Annotated in this window: 17 protein-coding genes; 6 read left to right on the plus strand and 11 right to left on the minus strand. The window is 62.5% G+C overall.

The genetic code is table 11. The features are described from left to right. Positions 1-55 precede the first annotated feature (55 nt). Complete coding sequence (locus GSQ88_RS18990) at positions 56-568, plus strand: hypothetical protein (RefSeq protein WP_159009499.1); 513 nt, start codon at positions 56-58, stop codon at positions 566-568. Positions 569-730: 162 nt separating this feature from the next. Here the strand turns inward: GSQ88_RS18990 and GSQ88_RS18995 are convergent, their stop codons facing one another. From GSQ88_RS18995 to GSQ88_RS19005, 3 genes are all read right to left on the minus strand, one after another. Beyond that, positions 731-2,608 carry an ABC-F family ATP-binding cassette domain-containing protein gene (locus GSQ88_RS18995; protein ID WP_159009253.1) on the minus strand — a complete coding sequence of 626 codons (1,878 nt, stop codon included), beginning with the start codon at positions 2,606-2,608 and terminating at the stop codon, positions 731-733. Positions 2,609-2,699: 91 nt separating this feature from the next. Next, the gene (locus GSQ88_RS35300) at positions 2,700-2,885 is read right to left on the minus strand and encodes a hypothetical protein (RefSeq protein WP_210253851.1); all 186 of its coding nucleotides are present in this window, start codon (positions 2,883-2,885) and stop codon (positions 2,700-2,702) included. Positions 2,886-3,070: 185 nt separating this feature from the next. Continuing rightward, on the minus strand, positions 3,071-3,337 hold the full coding sequence (locus GSQ88_RS19005) for a sulfur globule protein precursor (RefSeq protein ID WP_159009255.1): 267 nt from the start codon (positions 3,335-3,337) through the stop codon (positions 3,071-3,073). Positions 3,338-3,614: 277 nt separating this feature from the next. Between GSQ88_RS19005 and ndk the strand changes: the two genes are divergently transcribed. Both ndk and GSQ88_RS19015 read left to right on the plus strand, forming a co-directional pair. Continuing rightward, positions 3,615-4,037: a nucleoside-diphosphate kinase gene (gene ndk, locus GSQ88_RS19010; RefSeq protein WP_159009256.1), complete on the plus strand. Its 423-nt coding sequence runs from the start codon at positions 3,615-3,617 to the stop codon at positions 4,035-4,037. A gap of 70 nt (positions 4,038-4,107) precedes the next feature. Beyond that, a complete protein-coding gene (locus GSQ88_RS19015; RefSeq protein ID WP_159009257.1) occupies positions 4,108-4,974 on the plus strand; it encodes a TerC family protein in 867 nt (288 codons plus the stop codon). Between the two features lie 12 nt (positions 4,975-4,986). Here the strand turns inward: GSQ88_RS19015 and GSQ88_RS19020 are convergent, their stop codons facing one another. The 5 genes from GSQ88_RS19020 to GSQ88_RS19040 all read right to left on the minus strand — a co-directional run bounded on the left by GSQ88_RS19020 (position 4,987) and on the right by GSQ88_RS19040 (position 10,471). After that, entirely contained in the window at positions 4,987-5,190 is a 204-nt protein-coding gene (locus GSQ88_RS19020; protein WP_159009258.1) for a hypothetical protein, read from the minus strand. 97 nt (positions 5,191-5,287) lie between these two features. Then, the gene (ppx, locus tag GSQ88_RS19025) at positions 5,288-6,790 is read right to left on the minus strand and encodes an exopolyphosphatase (RefSeq protein WP_159009259.1); all 1,503 of its coding nucleotides are present in this window, start codon (positions 6,788-6,790) and stop codon (positions 5,288-5,290) included. 12 nt (positions 6,791-6,802) lie between these two features. Then, entirely contained in the window at positions 6,803-9,001 is a 2,199-nt protein-coding gene (locus GSQ88_RS19030; RefSeq protein WP_174248054.1) for an RNA degradosome polyphosphate kinase, read from the minus strand. Positions 9,002-9,159: 158 nt separating this feature from the next. Further along, positions 9,160-9,849, minus strand: coding sequence for a P-loop NTPase family protein (locus tag GSQ88_RS19035; RefSeq protein WP_159009260.1), 690 nt, complete (start codon positions 9,847-9,849; stop codon positions 9,160-9,162). A gap of 79 nt (positions 9,850-9,928) precedes the next feature. Further along, a complete protein-coding gene (locus GSQ88_RS19040) occupies positions 9,929-10,471 on the minus strand; it encodes a CDP-alcohol phosphatidyltransferase family protein (protein ID WP_159009261.1) in 543 nt (180 codons plus the stop codon). Positions 10,472-10,681: 210 nt separating this feature from the next. On the opposite strand from GSQ88_RS19040, the gene GSQ88_RS19045 reads away from it, so the two are divergent. Continuing rightward, positions 10,682-10,828, plus strand: coding sequence for a hypothetical protein (locus tag GSQ88_RS19045; RefSeq protein WP_159009262.1), 147 nt, complete (start codon positions 10,682-10,684; stop codon positions 10,826-10,828). A gap of 448 nt (positions 10,829-11,276) precedes the next feature. On the opposite strand, the gene GSQ88_RS19050 is transcribed toward GSQ88_RS19045, so the two are convergent. The 3 genes from GSQ88_RS19050 to GSQ88_RS36205 all read right to left on the minus strand — a co-directional run bounded on the left by GSQ88_RS19050 (position 11,277) and on the right by GSQ88_RS36205 (position 13,847). Further along, positions 11,277-11,816, minus strand: a complete 540-nt coding sequence (locus GSQ88_RS19050; protein WP_246784870.1) for a helix-turn-helix domain-containing protein — start codon at positions 11,814-11,816, stop codon at positions 11,277-11,279. A gap of 301 nt (positions 11,817-12,117) precedes the next feature. Further along, positions 12,118-12,510, minus strand: coding sequence for a DUF2513 domain-containing protein (locus tag GSQ88_RS19055; protein ID WP_159009263.1), 393 nt, complete (start codon positions 12,508-12,510; stop codon positions 12,118-12,120). Between the two features lie 923 nt (positions 12,511-13,433). After that, on the minus strand, positions 13,434-13,847 hold the full coding sequence (locus GSQ88_RS36205) for a hypothetical protein (RefSeq protein ID WP_502706745.1): 414 nt from the start codon (positions 13,845-13,847) through the stop codon (positions 13,434-13,436). Between the two features lie 583 nt (positions 13,848-14,430). Between GSQ88_RS36205 and purM the strand changes: the two genes are divergently transcribed. Both purM and purN read left to right on the plus strand, forming a co-directional pair. Then, on the plus strand, positions 14,431-15,504 hold the full coding sequence (purM, locus tag GSQ88_RS19070; protein ID WP_159009265.1) for a phosphoribosylformylglycinamidine cyclo-ligase: 1,074 nt from the start codon (positions 14,431-14,433) through the stop codon (positions 15,502-15,504). Beyond that, positions 15,501-16,163 carry a phosphoribosylglycinamide formyltransferase gene (purN, locus tag GSQ88_RS19075; protein ID WP_159009266.1) on the plus strand — a complete coding sequence of 221 codons (663 nt, stop codon included), beginning with the start codon at positions 15,501-15,503 and terminating at the stop codon, positions 16,161-16,163. The genes purM and purN overlap by 4 nt, the downstream gene beginning before the upstream one ends. The last annotated feature ends 50 nt before the right edge of the window (positions 16,164-16,213 follow it).

Here is a 16,213-nt window from a genome sequence, read left to right on the forward strand (position 1 = left end):
TCAATTCATCGTGCGAGACGACAACGCTCATCGAAAGCCGCTGCTGGTATTGCTTCTGCTCGCCCCGCTCGTCGCGGGCTGCGCGGGCGCGGGCGATATGTTTTCGTCCGATCTTCTGTCCAAGGACGCGGAATGGTTTTCGCGCACCGGCCGGTTGAGCATCCGCAGCGTTTCGATCGAGACCCCGCCGCTGACCCCGAATAAGACGGTCACGGCGGACGACCTGGTCAGCACGGAAGGCTATTGCGCGGGCATGGCGCCGCCGGCCGGGTCCAACGCTCTGACCGAAGGCGCGGCCGGTGCGCCGCCGCAGCCCTCGACAACAGGTACCGTGGCGCTCGGTCACACCGAATGCGACGTCGTGCGCGGCATCGGCGCACCCGGCAACGTCAATCTGTCCAACAATGGGCGCGGCGATCGGGTGGCGGTGATCACCTATACCCAAGGGCAGCGCGCCGGCATCTATACGTTCACCGCCGGACGGCTGACCTCGATCGAGCGCGGGCCGCAGGCCGAGGTGCAGCCGAAGCCGGTGAAGCCGAAGAAGAAAAAACCGGCGGCGACGTAGTCGCTATCGTAGCCCGGCTTTCGAGCCATTCTCAGTCAGCCTCGGTGCGTAGAGTGGGCAAAGGCGCACTTGCGCCGTGCCCACCATCGTTCGTCGTGCGTGCGATTGGTGGGCACGCTTCGCTTTGCCCGCCCTACGATTTTCGAGCAGTTCTAAATCAGCTCAGCCCGTCGCTTCGTCGTATTGCGAACTTGCCACCAGCCATTCTTCCTCGGCGCGCAGCAATGCGCTGGCCGCACCCGCGCGCGCCTTGCTGAGCTGGGCGGCCTGTTTCGGATCGCGCTTGAACAGGTCCGGCAGCGCCAGCGCGGTGTCGATTTTCGCGATGATGCCGTTGATGCGGGCGATCTCGGCCTCGGCGTCGGAAATCTTCTGCTTCAGCGGCACGCGTTTTTCGGATTTCGCGCGCTGCGGCTTGTCGCGGCCGTTGCCGCGCTCGTTGCCGGCGCGGTCGCGCGAATTGGTGCGCATGCCGCGCGCCGACAACACCATGCGCCGGTAATCGTCGAGGTCGCCGTCATAGTCGGTGACGGTGTGGTCGGCCACCACCCATAATTGATCGGCGCAGGCTTCGATCAGATAGCGATCATGCGACACCATGATCACGGCGCCGGGGAATTCGTTGATCGCCTCGGCCAGCGCCGCGCGGCTGTCGATGTCGAGATGGTTGGTCGGCTCGTCGAGGATGATCATGTTGGGGCCGAAGAACGTCGCAAGCCCGAGCAACAGCCGGGCTTTTTCGCCGCCCGACAGGCTCTTGACGATGGTGTCGCCGGCTTTGCCGGAGAAGCCGATCGCGCCGACACGGGCGCGCACCTTGCTCTCGGGGGTATCCGGCATCAGCTTGCGGACGTGATCGTAGGGCGAGCCGTCGAGATTGAGTTCATCGACCTGGTGCTGGGCGAAATAGCCGATCGAGAGTTTTTCGGCGCGGGTGACGTGGCCGGAGAACGGCGGCAGCTTGCCCGCCAGCAGTTTGACCAGCGTCGATTTGCCGTTGCCGTTGGAGCCGAGCAGGGCGATGCGGTCGTCGGTATCGATGCGCAGCGTGACGCGATTGAGCACCGGCTTTTTCGGATCGTAGCCGACCGAGACGTCATCGACCGCGATGATCGGCGGCGACAGCATCTTTTCCGGCGTGGGAAACGAGATTTCGCGCACGTCCTGCGTCACCAGCGCCGTCACCGGCTTCATCCGCTCCAGCATCTTGACGCGGGACTGGGCCTGGCGGGCCTTCGAGGCCTTGGCTTTGAAGCGGTCGACGAAGGCTTGCAGCCGCTTGCGCTCGTCGGCCTGCCGCCTGGCGTGCTTGGCATCGAGCATTTCGCGCGTCGCGCGCTGTTCCTCGAACGAGGAATAGCTGCCCTTGTAGAGCGTCAGCTTGCCGCGATCGAGATGCAGGATCTGGTCCACCGACGTATCGAGCAGGTCGCGGTCATGGCTGATGACGATCACGGTGCGCGGATAATTCGCCAGATGATCTTCCAGCCACAGCGTGCCCTCGAGATCGAGATAGTTGGTGGGTTCGTCGAGCAGCAGCAGGTCGGGTGCTGCGAACAGCGTCGCGGCAAGTGCGACCCGCATCCGCCAGCCACCGGAGAATTCCGAGCAGGATCGCGCCTGATCGGCGGTGGAAAATCCAAGGCCGGACAGGATCGCGGCGGCGCGGGCAGGGGCGGAGTGGGCGTCGATATCGACCAGCCGGGTCTGGATGTCGGCGATCCGCGCCGGATCGTGCGCGGTCTCGGCCTCGTGCAGCAGGGCCGCGCGCTCCAGATCCGCCTTCAGCACTACGCTGATGAGGCTTTCCGGGCCGTCGGGCGCTTCCTGCGCGAGACTGCCGACACGCCACCTGGGCGGGATGGCGATGCTGCCGGTCTCGGTCGGCAATTCGCCGCGGATCGCATGAAACAGCGTCGATTTGCCGACGCCGTTGCGGCCGACAAAGCCGACGCGGGCGCCGGGCACGATCTGCACGGAGCTATCCTCGATCAGGAGCCGTCCGGCGATCCGGATCGATATGTCGGTGATTGAAAGCATGCGGCCTTGTCACCGCTGCCGAGACCAAACGCAACCTGTTTATCGGCAAAATATCGCGCGAAATGTCACCTTGCCGGCTGGTTTCGGCCGGCTAGCTTCGTGCGCGGCTTTCGTGATCGCGCTGGCGCAATTGGTCGATCAGATCTTCAAGGCGGGAGGATCGCTGCAGCGGCTCGGGCTGCAGGTCACGTCGCAGCCGCTCGCCGACAGCATCGCAAATCGATCTGCTGGTGGCGCGATCGAGCGTCTTGCTGGGGTCGTCGGTTCGGCTGCTCATCATCGGTTCCGTCCAGATGTCCGCTGGGTGACACAGCATCAAGTCGCAGTGATCAAAAATGTTTCACGTCCACGTAACATTGCGTGCCCGCTTGCCAAAAGACGCATAGCTGGTTCCCGCCACAGAAAAGAGCCCCGGCGCTGGCGCGGCCGGGGCTCTTTGGCGGCTCGATCGGTCGATCGAGGTTAATAGCAGCGGTTGATCAGGCGCCAGCGCGGTCCCCAGGGCGTCGGGACCAGTTGCCTGACATAGCAGCCGCCGTAGCCGGATCCGTAATAGGCCGGGCCGCCGACATAGAAGCGCGGGCCGCCCCAGCCGCGATGCCAGCCGCCGCCGCCATGCCACCCACCGTGCCAGCCACCGCCACCCCAGGCCGAGGCGGAGGTCGGCGCCAATGCGGCCGCGCCCAGCGACAGCGCGGCAACTGCAACAAGCGAGAGTTTGCGTAACATGGGTTGTCTCCTCAAGGTTTGGCGCCACCGGCGCCGCTGAGATCGTGGTCCCGGACGCCTTGCCTTGATCCCGCAAGGGGGGGTGGAAGGCGCTCGGTTGATCGCAGGTTAGGCCTGGCAAAATGAACCGGACCCGCACGCGCGTTTCAGAATGGGTTCACCTTGGTGAAATCGCGGTAATTTTGGGCAGCAACGGGCTCGCCGGATCGCTTGCCGTCCCGCGATGGCGCCGATATAAGCGCCGCAACTCCCACCAGCGGTTTTCAAGGACGAGATCATGGCGATTGAACGCACCTTTTCGATTATCAAGCCGGACGCGACCGAGCGTAATTTGACCGGCGCGATCAACGCGCTGATCGAGAAGGCCGGCCTGCGCATCGTGGCCCAGAAGCGCATTCGGATGACCCGCGAACAGGCCGGGACCTTCTATGCCGTCCACAAGGCGCGGCCGTTCTTCGGCGAACTGGTCGATTTCATGATTTCCGCGCCGGTCGTCGTTCAGGTGCTCGAGGGTGAAAACGCCGTGCTGAAACATCGCGACGTGATGGGCGCGACCGATCCTTCGAAGGCGGCCGACGGCACCATCCGCAAGCTGCATGCGAAGTCGATCGGCGAGAACTCGGTGCATGGTTCGGACGCCGCCGAGACCGCCGCGATCGAAATCGCGCAGTTTTTCTCGGGCAACGAAATCGTCGGCTGATCACGCTGACACCGGCGCGCTCTTCGGCTGACATCAGCCGCAAGGGCCGTCGGGCCAACAGGGGCGGGCTGTGAACGGACTATTGCAGGTCTTTGACCCCGCCAGCGTCGGCGCCGTGCTGACGCAATTCAAGGTCGATCTGCAAACACCGACATTCTGGCTGGCGGTCGGCAAGATCATCTGGATCAACGTGCTGCTGTCGGGCGACAACGCGCTTGTGATCGCGATGGCGTGCCGTGGCCTGGCGCCCCGGCAACGCGTCTGGGGCATGACGATCGGCGCCGGCATCGCGGTGATCCTGCTGATCGTCTTCACCGGCATCGTCGCGCGGCTGCTGGTGCTGCCCTATCTGAAGCTGGTCGGCGGCCTTGCGCTATTGGTGATCGCGGCCAAGCTTCTGGTGCCCGAAGACGAAGGCGATGACGTCACCGCGGGCACCAGCCTGTGGCACGCGATTCAGATCGTCGTGATCGCCGACATCGTCATGAGCCTCGACAACGTCATCGCGGTGGCTGCCGCCGCCAATGGCGAAATTCCGCTACTGATCCTTGGTCTTGCCGTCAGCATCCCGATGATCATCGCCGGTGCCGCGCTGATCATGCTGGTGCTCGACCGGTTTCCGATCCTGATCTGGCTCGGCGCGATCTTGCTGGGCTGGATCGCCGGCGACGTGATCGCGACCGATCCGGCCGATCATCCGTTCCTGCAACGGCTGCTGGATGGCCAGATCGCCTTCAATCTCGATGCGACCTCGTCGATTTTCAATTGGTCGCCGCACATCCGGCTCAATGGCGACATCGACGAATATGTCTGCTCGATCCTCGGCGCGATCACCGTGCTGGTGGTCGGCTCGATCTGGCGGCGGCGCAAGCTGCGCCAGCTCAAAAAGCCCGCGCTTTCGGTCGCGAGCGAAGCGGCACCGCCGCTCGACCGTTAGCGGCGGGATCGTCTAGCGCCTCGCCGTCAGCGCATCGCGCGCCTTTTCCAGCGCTTCGAGTTCGGCGTTTTGCTGTTCGATCCGCTCCGCGATCCGCTCTTCGTTGCGATCACCCGAAGCGCCCGCGGCCTGCTCGATCAATTGCCGGATGTTGTCCCGGGTTATGGCCATGCGATCTTCCAGTTCAGCCAACGATAATGCGCTGTAGTCGGTCATCGCGTTCTCCGATCATGTGCTTCGCGCGAAATTAGCCACGCCCGCACCCGGGAGCTATCGATATATTTCAGCGCGTGGGCTGGAACATTTCGGCGGGTCAGCGCCGCACGATCGATCCCGAGCGGCCGAGCAGCCGCGCCAGTTGCTTGAAGCGGCTGCCGACGCGATCGGCGACGAGATCGACCAGCCGGTGTTCGAACATCAGCATCAGCTTGCGGTCGTGGCTGCGAAAATGCGTGGCCGGCAGCACGCCCGGCCGTGCCGCCGATACCAGATGGGCGACCCGGAAGGCTGCGCCGAGCATGCGCGCGCGCTCGACCATCGCCGGCGGCAACAAGGCGCGCATCAGCGCCGGTGGTTCGTTTTCCTCGCTCAGGCCGGCATAGCGATAGAACACCGACAGCGCGATGAAGACCCGGCCCTGATGGCTGATCGAGCCGAAATTTCCGTTGATGATGAGACCGAGCGTTTCCTCGCCGCGGTGATCGGGATGCGCGCGCCACCCGATGTCCGACAGCAGGCAGGCGGCGTGGCGCAGGCGGCGTTCCTCCTCGGTTTCGCGTAGCTTTGTCACCCTGACCAAGCGATCGGTCCAGCCGATCAGTTCCTGGGCATGGCGCGCCGAGCGCGATAGCAATTGGTTGAGGTCCTGCGCGGCGCAGATCAATCCGTCCTTGGCGTGCTCGGCCTGCGGCAGCATTTCATAGAGCAGGCCTTCGCGCACGCCGAAGGTCGAGAACACGATGGTCTTCGGCTTGGCGACGCGGATGATGTGTTCGAGCACCAGTGCCGCATAGGTCAAAAGCGGACGCCGCGCGTCGGCGACGACTTCGATATTGGCCAGCATGTTGGTCGATGCGAGGCGGCGCAGCCGCTGCGCGAAATCGAGCGCCTCCGCGGCCGGAAGCGAATAGCCGTGCATCACCCGCAACGGATAGCCGCTTTGCACGATGTGGATGCGCGCCAGCGCACGCCAGGTGCCGCCGACCGCGTAGAAAGTACGGCCGCGGCCGGCCTTGAGCTGGGCTACGCCGACGAGATCGGCGCTGACGATGCGCTCGGCGCGCTTGAGCGATTTATGCGACGAATCCTGCAACGCCAGGCTGCCCAGCGGCAGCGTCACGCCGCTGCGCGCGCGGTTGCCGCGGACATCGATCAGTTCGAGCGAGCCGCCGCCGAGATCGCCGACGATGCCGTCGGGATTGTGGATGCCTGAAACCACGCCAAGCGCCGACAGCCTGGCCTCGCGCGGTCCCGACAGGATATCGATCGGTACGCCGCAAATACGTTCGGCCTTGGCGATGAATTCGGCGCCATTGCTGGCATCGCGGCAGGCGGCGGTGGCGATCGCAAAAACCCGACCGACCTGCTGCACCCTGCACAGCGCGCGAAACCGCCGCAGCGACGTCAGCGCCTTGGCCACCGCATCGGGCGCCAACAGCCCGGTGCTCTGGACTTCGCGGCCCAGCCCGCACAGGGCCTTCTCGTTGAAGACGGTCACGAGGCTGCGGGCGATCGATGCGTAGACGACAAGACGCACCGAGTTCGAGCCGATGTCGATGACCGCGACGCTGGACGCGCGTTTACGCGGTCGCTTCACCTTGGAAACCCCTCATGAAGATTGCTGACGTTCGTTGCGGCGCGTGAGGCGTCGCGGCGAAGATTCCTTGAGCGACTTTCCACGGCCAGACAGACTCGGATTCGTCATGAAATAGTTGTGCAGATTGAAAGGCTCTTCGCCTTTCGCGGCCTTCATACGCGTTGAGGACCCGTCCGGCAACAATTGCCAGCTTTGCTCGGTGTCCTTCAGATTGGCGACCATGATCTGTTCGAGAACCTGCTGATGCACCGTGGGATTTTGCAGCGGACAGAGCACTTCGACGCGGCGGTCGAGGTTGCGCGGCATCATGTCGGCCGACGAGATATACACAGCAGCTTTCGCACCGGGCAGGCCCTGTCCCATGCCGAAGCAATAAATCCGGCCATGTTCCAGGAAACGGCCGATGATCGATTTGACGCGGATGTTTTCCGAAAGCCCTGATATGCCCGGCCGCAGGCAGCAGATGCCGCGTACCACCAATTCGATCGGCACGCCGGCCTGCGAGGCCTCGTACAGCGCGTCGATGATGTCGGGGTCGACCAGCGAGTTCATCTTCATCCAGATCGCCGCCGGCTTGCCGTGGCGCGCGAAGTTGGTCTCGCCGCGAATATGCTCGAGCATGCGCTTGCGCAGGGTCAGCGGCGATACCGCCATCTTCTCGATGTCGCTCGGCTCGGCGTAACCGGTGATGTAGTTGAAGACCCGCGCGGCGTCGCGTCCGATGATCGGGTCGGAGGTAAAGTAGGAGAGGTCAGTGTAGATCCGCGCGGTCACCGGATGATAATTGCCGGTGCCGGTGTGGACATAGGTGGTAAGGCTGCCGCCCTCGCGACGCACGATCAGCGACAGCTTGGCGTGGGTTTTAAGTTCGATGAATCCGTACACCACCTGCACGCCGGCGCGTTCCAGGTCGCGCGCCCAGCGGATGTTGGCTTCCTCGTCGAACCGCGCCTTGAGTTCGATCAACGCCGTCACTGATTTTCCGGCCTCGGCGGCCTCCGCCAGCGCGCGCACGATCGGTGAGTTGTTCGAGGTACGATAGAGCGTCTGCTTAATGGCGACGACATCGGGATCGCGCGCCGCCTGTTGCAGGAACTGCACGACGACATCGAACGATTCGTAAGGGTGATGGACGATCAGGTCTTTCTGCCGGATCGCGGCGAAGATATCGCCGCCATGATCGCGCACGCGCTCGGGATGGCGCGGCACGTAGGGCACGAATTCGAGATCGGGGCGATCGAGCCTTGTGAGTTGCGACAGTTCGTTCATCGCCAGCACGCCATCGACCAGCAGCACCTCGTCGGGGGCGGTCGACAGCGCATGTTGCACGAAGGCGCGTAATTCCTCGGGCATCTTGGCTTCGATTTCGAGCCGGATCACCGATCCGCGCCGCCGCCGCTTCAGCGCGGTTTCGAACAGCCGCACCAGATCCTCGGCTTCTTCCTCGATTTCGAGTTCGGAATCCCGGATGATGCGGAACGCGCCCTGGCCCTTGACGGTGTAGCCGGGGAATAGCCGGCCGATGAACAGGCCGGTGGCTTCTTCCAGCGTGATCACTCGCACCGCGCCGTCCTTGCCGGCGGGTATCCGGATGAAGCGGTCGATCTTGCCGGGCATACGAATGAGCGCGTTCATCGGCTTGCCGTCGGACACCCGCGCCAGATGCAGCGCGACGGTAAAGCCGAGGCTCGGGATGAACGGGAAGGGATGGGCCGGATCGATCGCCAGCGGCGTCAGCAGCGGGAAAATGTTGTGGAGGAAATGGTCCTCGATCCAGCTCCGCTCGGTCTTGGTGACATCGCGGCCGTCGACCAGGACGATGCCGACACCTTTGAGGATGACGCGCAGATCGCGCCAGATCGCCTGCTGATCGCTGCCAAGCTTGGAGACAGCGTCGTTGATCAGGACCAGCTGCTCGGAGGGCGTCAGGCCGTCGGGGCTGCGCTCGGTGATGCCTTCGCGGACCTGGGCCTTGATGCCGGCAACCCGGACCATGAAGAACTCATCAAGGTTGTTGGCGGAAATCGACAGGAACCTGACCCGCTCCAGCGCGGGATGGCCGGAATTGACCGACTCCTCGAGGACCCGCCGGTTGAAATGGAGCCAGGACAGTTCGCGATTGATGAAGCGCTCAGGGCTGTCGGCCATCGGTGAAGCAGACTGTTGAGGCTGTTCTTTTTCTTTGATTACAATGGCTTGTTCGGATTCCATCAGAATTCAATCCATCTCGAGACCGGAGGCGGCCCGGCCTGTGGCGAATGCGCACAAACCATGTGTTACTGCGATGACGTTTCGATGACATTGACGTTCCTGGCGCAGGTGCCGTCAAGGCGAACCGGCCCGGACGGACCCGGCATCGAGCCTGACGATCAGACCTGCGGATCGGCATCGCGCAGCAATTCGGCGGCCAGCGCCCGGGTCACCGGCCGGCCCAGCCGCAGCGCTTCGCTGTCCAATAGCTCGACGGCCTGCCGCGCGGCGGCAAAGGACCGCTCGATCCGGGTCGCCAGGAAGCTCACCACGGCCTCATCGATCAGCATCTGGCGGTCGGCGCAAAACTTGACGATCAGCGCCCGAAACAACTGATCGTCCGGCGGCAGCAGCGACACCGTCGGTATCGCGCGCAGCCGGGAGCGCAGATCGCGCAGCTCGACCGCAAGCGCCGACGGCGGTTCGCGCGCGGTGATCAGAACATAGGCCTGTTCTTCGCGGGTCAGGTTCAGCAAATGGAACAGCGCGCGCTCATCGAATTGCTGTGGCTTGAGGTCTTCGACCACCAGCGCCCCGGTTGCCAACGCGCCCGGAACCTCGGCCACGGTCAACGCGTGCGCGCTGGTCAAGCGGGCGCCGGCCTGTTCGGCCCAGATCGCGGCGAGATGGCTCTTGCCGGAACCTTCGGGCCCGACCAGCAGCATCACCCGGTTCGGCCAGTCGGGCCAGCCGTCGATCAAGGCCAGGGCTGCGGCGTTGGCCGGACCCTCGAGAAAATTGTCGCGGCCGAGGCTTTCGGCATGCGGCAGGGCGAACGCAAGCTGACGAGGTTGAACGCGGCCTGCCACGCAGTCACTCCATGCCGGGGTCCACCCCGGCAATTAATATGCCGGGGGTCACCCCGGCGAAATTAACACACCGAAGCGCTCAATTGGCTTCGATTGTGCTCATGTGCCGCGCCCACTCGACGAGATAGAAGGATACGGAAAGCAATGTAAAGATCGTTACCAGCGCCATCAGGACCAGATCATACGGCCCTGAATCGAACCCGAACCCGAGTGATGCCAGCACCAGGGCCGCGAATCCCACCTGGGCGACGGTATTGAGTTTCGACACCATCAGCGGCTTCATCGGGATCGGCTTGCCGTACAACCATGACACGATCACGGCGCCGACGATCATGATGTCGCGCGATACCACCAGGATCACGATCCAGCGTGGGATCGCACCCCAAATTCCGAGCGCCATGTAGATCGACACCAGCAGTGCCTTGTCTGCCACCGGATCGAGCAGGGCGCCCAGTTCGCTCGACATATTGAAGCGCTTGGCGAGGAAGCCGTCGACGGCGTCGCTGATGCCGGCGATGATGAAAATCGCAAAGGCGATTTCCATCTGGTTGGAGGCGATCGCCCAGACGATGAAGGGCACCGCCAGAATGCGGCCCAAGGTGATGATATTTGGTATGTTCAACGCGGCGCTTCCCGGCTAGCGGCCTGATTTCGTGATCGATCCGGCCTTTGCCAGCCTTTGCGGACCCGGCCGGTTCCCGTCTACATAGTTTCTTCCGAAAGCCAGTTCAAAGGCTTTCGCGACGTTTCATTCAATTACATAGATCGCTATATAGCGGTTACTCTTGCGAAGCTGGCCAAAGTCAAAATCGATCGCAAGCCGCGGGCACGGTTGACCCGCGTCCCGGGCGTGGAGAAGAACATCGCGTTTGCACTCAAGCTGCTGGCGCTGCGCTCGACTATCAAGTCGAGCTACGCTTTCGGACGGCAGGTGCGCCACCGCTTCGATATCGACGGCAACACGCCTGCGAGGTCATGAAGGTCGCCCGGGTGTACGGCACCCCGGCCGGAGATATTCACCAGCTGTCTTAAAATGCGTTGCTGCACCTGTCGTCGCTGGCGCGCGGCCAGCGGCCGCGCGCCAGGCGCTGGAGCGTCGGATCATGGTCGGCTCGGTATCCGGCGCCCCGGAGATCCGCGCCACCAGCAGGGCGCGCAGGGGCAGCACGCCAAGGCGCTAGGCCGATCAACCGGCGGTGATGGCGGCCTAGCGCCTTCTCAAGAACCGTTATTCCCGGAAGCAAAGAAATGGCCTATGTAAAATGACACTGCCCCGGGTGCGACCCGGGGCAGTGTCTACCGTTCCCTTTGGACGGGTGCCGGTATCGGCCCTGGTGGAGGGGGCCGCAGCGGGGACCGCATCTTCGTTGGACCGAAGAGCGGCATCAGAAAGGGCGGGTCGATCTTTGCGGGAAGATCCGCCCCTTCTAAGCCTTGCGAAGTCCGGCCGGCGTCTCAAGATCCTTTTTCATCTTGCGCCGTTTTTCCCGTTCCTCTGTAAACTCTGGCTCGAGCGCCTTGATCTTCGCGACCAAGCCATCGAGGTGATAGACGTTGCTGTTGTAGTCGCCAGCCGCAGTCTTGCGGATTTCGCGCTCGATAAGCCCCGCCTTTTCCAGCTCTCGCACGTTGTTCTGAATTGTTTTCTCGGCCACGCCGATCCGCTTCGAGAGATCGCGCTTGGTCGGGAACGGGCGCCGTGTCGGTTCGTGCCAGTAATCGAGCAACTGGATGATGATGTTCATCTGCATCGGCGTGATGCCAACGCGCCTTTGGGCCTTCAGCAGGATAGACGGGATCCCGGCATAACCGTGCCCACAGACCAGCTTGCCCCAGATCTTCTCGGTCGACGATAGTTTCCGAACCGGCGCGGCGGCTTTCGGGAAATCTACTACTTCGGCTTGCTTTGCGGCCATGGCGCGTCCTTTCGATGAACGACAGTTACGCGCCCGCAGCCCCGCAATCAATCGGGGCGGCCCCTGGGGGGTGGGTAATCTAGCGGGACCACCTGTGTATAGCTTATTGGGCTGATTGCTACATGACGATGTACGGTCACGATGCTTAGCTGGTGGGTTTAACCTCCACCTCAGGCAGGGTGCCACCCCACCGGTAGGGTTCCAAAATTCCCTACCCCTCGCGCAGGCGCGTTTCTGGCTACCGCGCTACACCGTGCAATCTATCGGGGACCAGTAGCGTCCACAAGCGGCGGCCACCCGAACCACCGCCGGTGATAACGCACCGACGCCGCCAAGCGCGTCGGCGGGAGCGTTACGGCATGAATGGTCCGAGCTTTCGCGCAATTTCGGCGCGTATGATGCCTTTCGCTGCTTCCGAGACGAACCTCAGAGTCTGGCCGCCGGCTGTCGTAGCAATCGACTTCGCTTTTTCCCAAACATCGGGACTTCGGGTGGAATCGATAAAATCGTGTCCATCGGCTGTTAGGCGCGTGACAGTGAATGTTCCGGACGTCATGCCATATTCGCCATCGAGCCACCCCTCGTCGAGGATCATCATTAGATTATAGGCCAGCACATCTTCGTCGTGGTCGGGCAATGGGACCAACTGGCTTGCGTGGCCGTTCAAACGGCTACGGCCATTAAGGTCTGGGTCTTCCTCAAGAGCAAGCATCATCTGCCTGATGAGATCGAGGTTCCGCTTCATGAATAATACTTGCCCCGCGAGGTCGTCCCCATTTGGATGGTGGCGTAGGGTCATCGCACCTTTTTCATAACCACAGCCAACACGATTGCGATCGCCAGACCTATAATCCATTGGTGGTGAGCTTTAAAATAATCCCAGACGGCGTGCGATGCGCGAGACGTCCAATGTCGTTGATAGTGATTCAACAGAAAGAAACCGCTGCCGGGCGTATTCGCAAAGGGTTTCCCCTCCTACCAGCGGCGCAGTCGAGTGATCACCGGTCGAAGTCCTTTTCCGTGGCTTCCCTATGGCCAGGAGGATTGCCGTTGTCTTTCTCGGCCGAGATATCCAATCTAGCTAAAATCGGGTTCGTAGCGGACGCCAGGGACGGAACCCTTCCCTCCGCATTGCGGGCAGGTTTTCTCTTGAATTTTTGGCATTCCGCTGGGGTAGAATCCGGAAGCTGGAACAGCAATAATTTTGCGACCATTGCAACAGGGACAGGTGGCATCGATCGGTATGGCGTGAACTTGCCCTGTTCGTTGACAAGTAGGGCAGCCTGCCTCTGTCTCCCATGTCGGACCAGTTGTAATGCAAGACGTGCATCTAATATTTGTATGGTAGGTATAGGAGGGATTGCTCTCCCAGCCGCCCTCATGTGAAATTTTCCGGTATCCGGTACCATTACAAACTGGGCAGCGACCTGGCGTTACTAAAATACCGCGCCCCACGCACTTCGGGCAGATCATGGATTACCTCCAAGGCGCTACCATATTGGCAAGTTTTGGCATGTGATCGGGTGAAAAAGCGATCGACGAAAGCGCATGATAATGTCCTTTCGCCCGGATGCGCGAACAGGACGGGGCCTTTGCTGACAGCTTTATCGGGGGGCCATCGGCGCTCGGTCCTGCCCTGCCCATGGGTACACCGTTTCGAAAAGTGCTTTATGGGTGTCGAAAACATCTTTGTAGGAAAGATGCGCGGTCGCCGCAAGCGAGACCAATGACGTAGGGTGCTGTCAGGCTGTCGACGCGCAACGCCGCGATGAACGTCAAGGTTTTCCAGTGACCGTGCGGTACACTCGCAACGAGCCGCTCGCCTCGCGGACAGCGACCGGAATGGCGAGCCATTTTGGTCGTCACCGACGTCTCATCAATAAAAACCAGCCGTTTCGCCCGTAAAGACGATTGCTCGGCTTTCAGTTCCGCGCGCGCAGCGGCGACATCAGGCCGATCCTGTTCGGCGGCGTGCAGTGTTTTTTTTAAACGTGATGTGGTGTCGATCGTAAAACTGCCAGACCGAGGTTCTGCCGACGGTAAGTTTCTTGACTGATGCGAGCCGCGCGCCGATTTCGTCAAGTGTCAGATCGGTTCACGCCGGCGGGTTGTCCCCGAGCTTCACAGACGGACACGTTGCATGACCGTACGCGGCATGCACAATGACAGTGGGCCCAGGAGCGCTTACGCCTCTGGGCCCGGCCCCTGCCAGTCAGGTGCTGGATCAGAAGGGCCGGAGGTCAGATCTCCGGTCTTTCGTCGTTTCCGCACCGACGAATCGAAGTTGGCACAACGCGTGACTCCGCGGATAGGCAAAGCTCGCCGCTATGCACCGTTCTTCAAAAATGTGGATGAAAACTGCGGAAGATGCCGCTTTGAGTTGACGGGCTTTGGGCCAAACACGGGCGCAATTCGTTTCGAATCGTGAAGCCGATCATTACCGTGGCGGCCAGCTAGCAAAATGATGGCCGAAACGAAGCCCCGAGGTATTTTTCAGGTGAAACGTTTTGGTTGAGAACAGCCGGTAAGTCTCAGTCACGCTTACTAAATTCTCGCTTTAGTGAGCTAACTGGTTGTATCTACATCGTATAGGCGAGGGCCGCTTGCGAGCCATTGCACGCCGGCGGATTCCGACGTAACCAGCCGCCATCATCTGGAATCGGGCATGAACGAGCGCAAAAACGGCCTCACTTACGCGGATTCGGGCGTCGACATCGATGCCGGCAATCGTCTGGTCGATCTGATCAAGCCGATGGTGCGGGCCACAGCGCGTCCCGGCGCCGATGCCGAGATCGGCGGCTTTGGCGGCCTGTTCGATCTCAAGGCCGCGGGCTTTGTCGATCCGGTGCTGGTCGCCGCCACCGATGGGGTCGGGACCAAGCTCAAGATCGCGATCGAGACCGGCCTGCATGGCGGCATCGGCATCGATCTGGTGGCGATGTCGGTCAACGATCTCGTGGTTCAGGGTGCCGAACCGCTGTTCTTTCTGGATTATTTCGCCTGCGGCAAGCTCGATCCGCAAGCCACCGCGGCGATCGTCGCCGGCATCGCGGAAGGCTGCCGGGAATCCGGCTGCGCGCTGATCGGCGGCGAGACCGCCGAAATGCCCGGCCTCTACAAGGATGGCGATTACGACCTCGGCGGTTTTGCGGTCGGGGCGGCCGAACGCGGCACGCTGCTGCCGCGGCCCGATATCGCGATCGGCGACGCGGTGATCGGACTGGCCTCCTCGGGCGTCCATTCCAACGGGTTTTCGCTGGTGCGCAAGATCGTCGAGCGCACCGGCCTCGGTTTTGAAGCGCCGGCGCCGTTTTCGCCGGTCATGACGCTCGGCGGCGCGCTGCTGACGCCGACCAGGCTCTATGTCAAATCGTGCCTGCGCGCGATCCGCGAGACCGGCGCGGTCAAGGGACTGGCCCATATCACCGGCGGCGGCTTTACCGACAACATTCCGCGCGTGCTGCCAAAGCATCTCGGCGTCGGCATCGACCTGGAGCGTTTGCCGGTGCTGCCGGTGTTCAAATGGCTGGCGGAGCAGGGCGGCATCACTGAGCTGGAACTGCTGCGCACCTTCAACTGCGGCATCGGCATGATCGCCATCGTCAAGCCGGATGCGATCGACGCCGTGACCGATGTGCTCACGCAAAGCGGCGAGACCGTTGCGCTGCTCGGCGAAGTCATCGCGGCTGAAGGCGAGCATCGCGTGGTCTATAACGGTCATCTCGATCTCACATCATGAAACGCCGTGTCGCGATCCTGATTTCCGGGCGCGGATCGAACATGGCCGCGCTGATCGATGCGGCCAAGCTTTCGGATTTTCCCGCCGAGATCGCCATGGTGATTTCCAACCAGCCCGATGCGCCCGGTCTGGTCACGGCAAGTCAAAGCGGCGTGCCGACGCTCACCATCGAGAGCAAGCGTTTTGGCAAGGACCGCGCCGCTTTCGAGGCCGCGCTGCAAACAGCACTCGACCAGCACAAGGTCGAACTGATCTGCCTCGCCGGCTTCATGCGGCTGCTGACGGCCGAATTCGTGCAGCGCTGGTACGGCCGCATGCTCAACATCCATCCATCGCTGCTGCCGTCGTTTCCGGGGCTCGAACCGCAGGCCCAGGCGCTGCGCGCGGGCGTCAAGATTTCCGGCGCCACCGTGCATTTTGTCATTCCGGAAACCGATGCCGGCCCGATCGTGATGCAGGGCGCGGTCCCGGTTGCCGACGACGATACGCCGGAGACGCTGGCAGCAAGGATCCTCGCCGTCGAGCACCGCATCTATCCCGACGCGCTCAGGCTGGTGGCCGGCGGCGGCGTGCGGCTGGAGGGCGATCTCTGCAAGGCGCCGGCAAACGTTGCCCGCGAGGATGTCCTGATTGCGCCGGGGCCGGTTTCACCGTTGTAAAAATCGGCGACCACCTGTGGCCGCGGAACAACAATGACCGCTAATCGGCC

It is taken from the genome of Bradyrhizobium sp. S69, assembly GCF_009766005.1.
GTDB lineage: Bacteria > Pseudomonadota > Alphaproteobacteria > Rhizobiales > Xanthobacteraceae > Bradyrhizobium.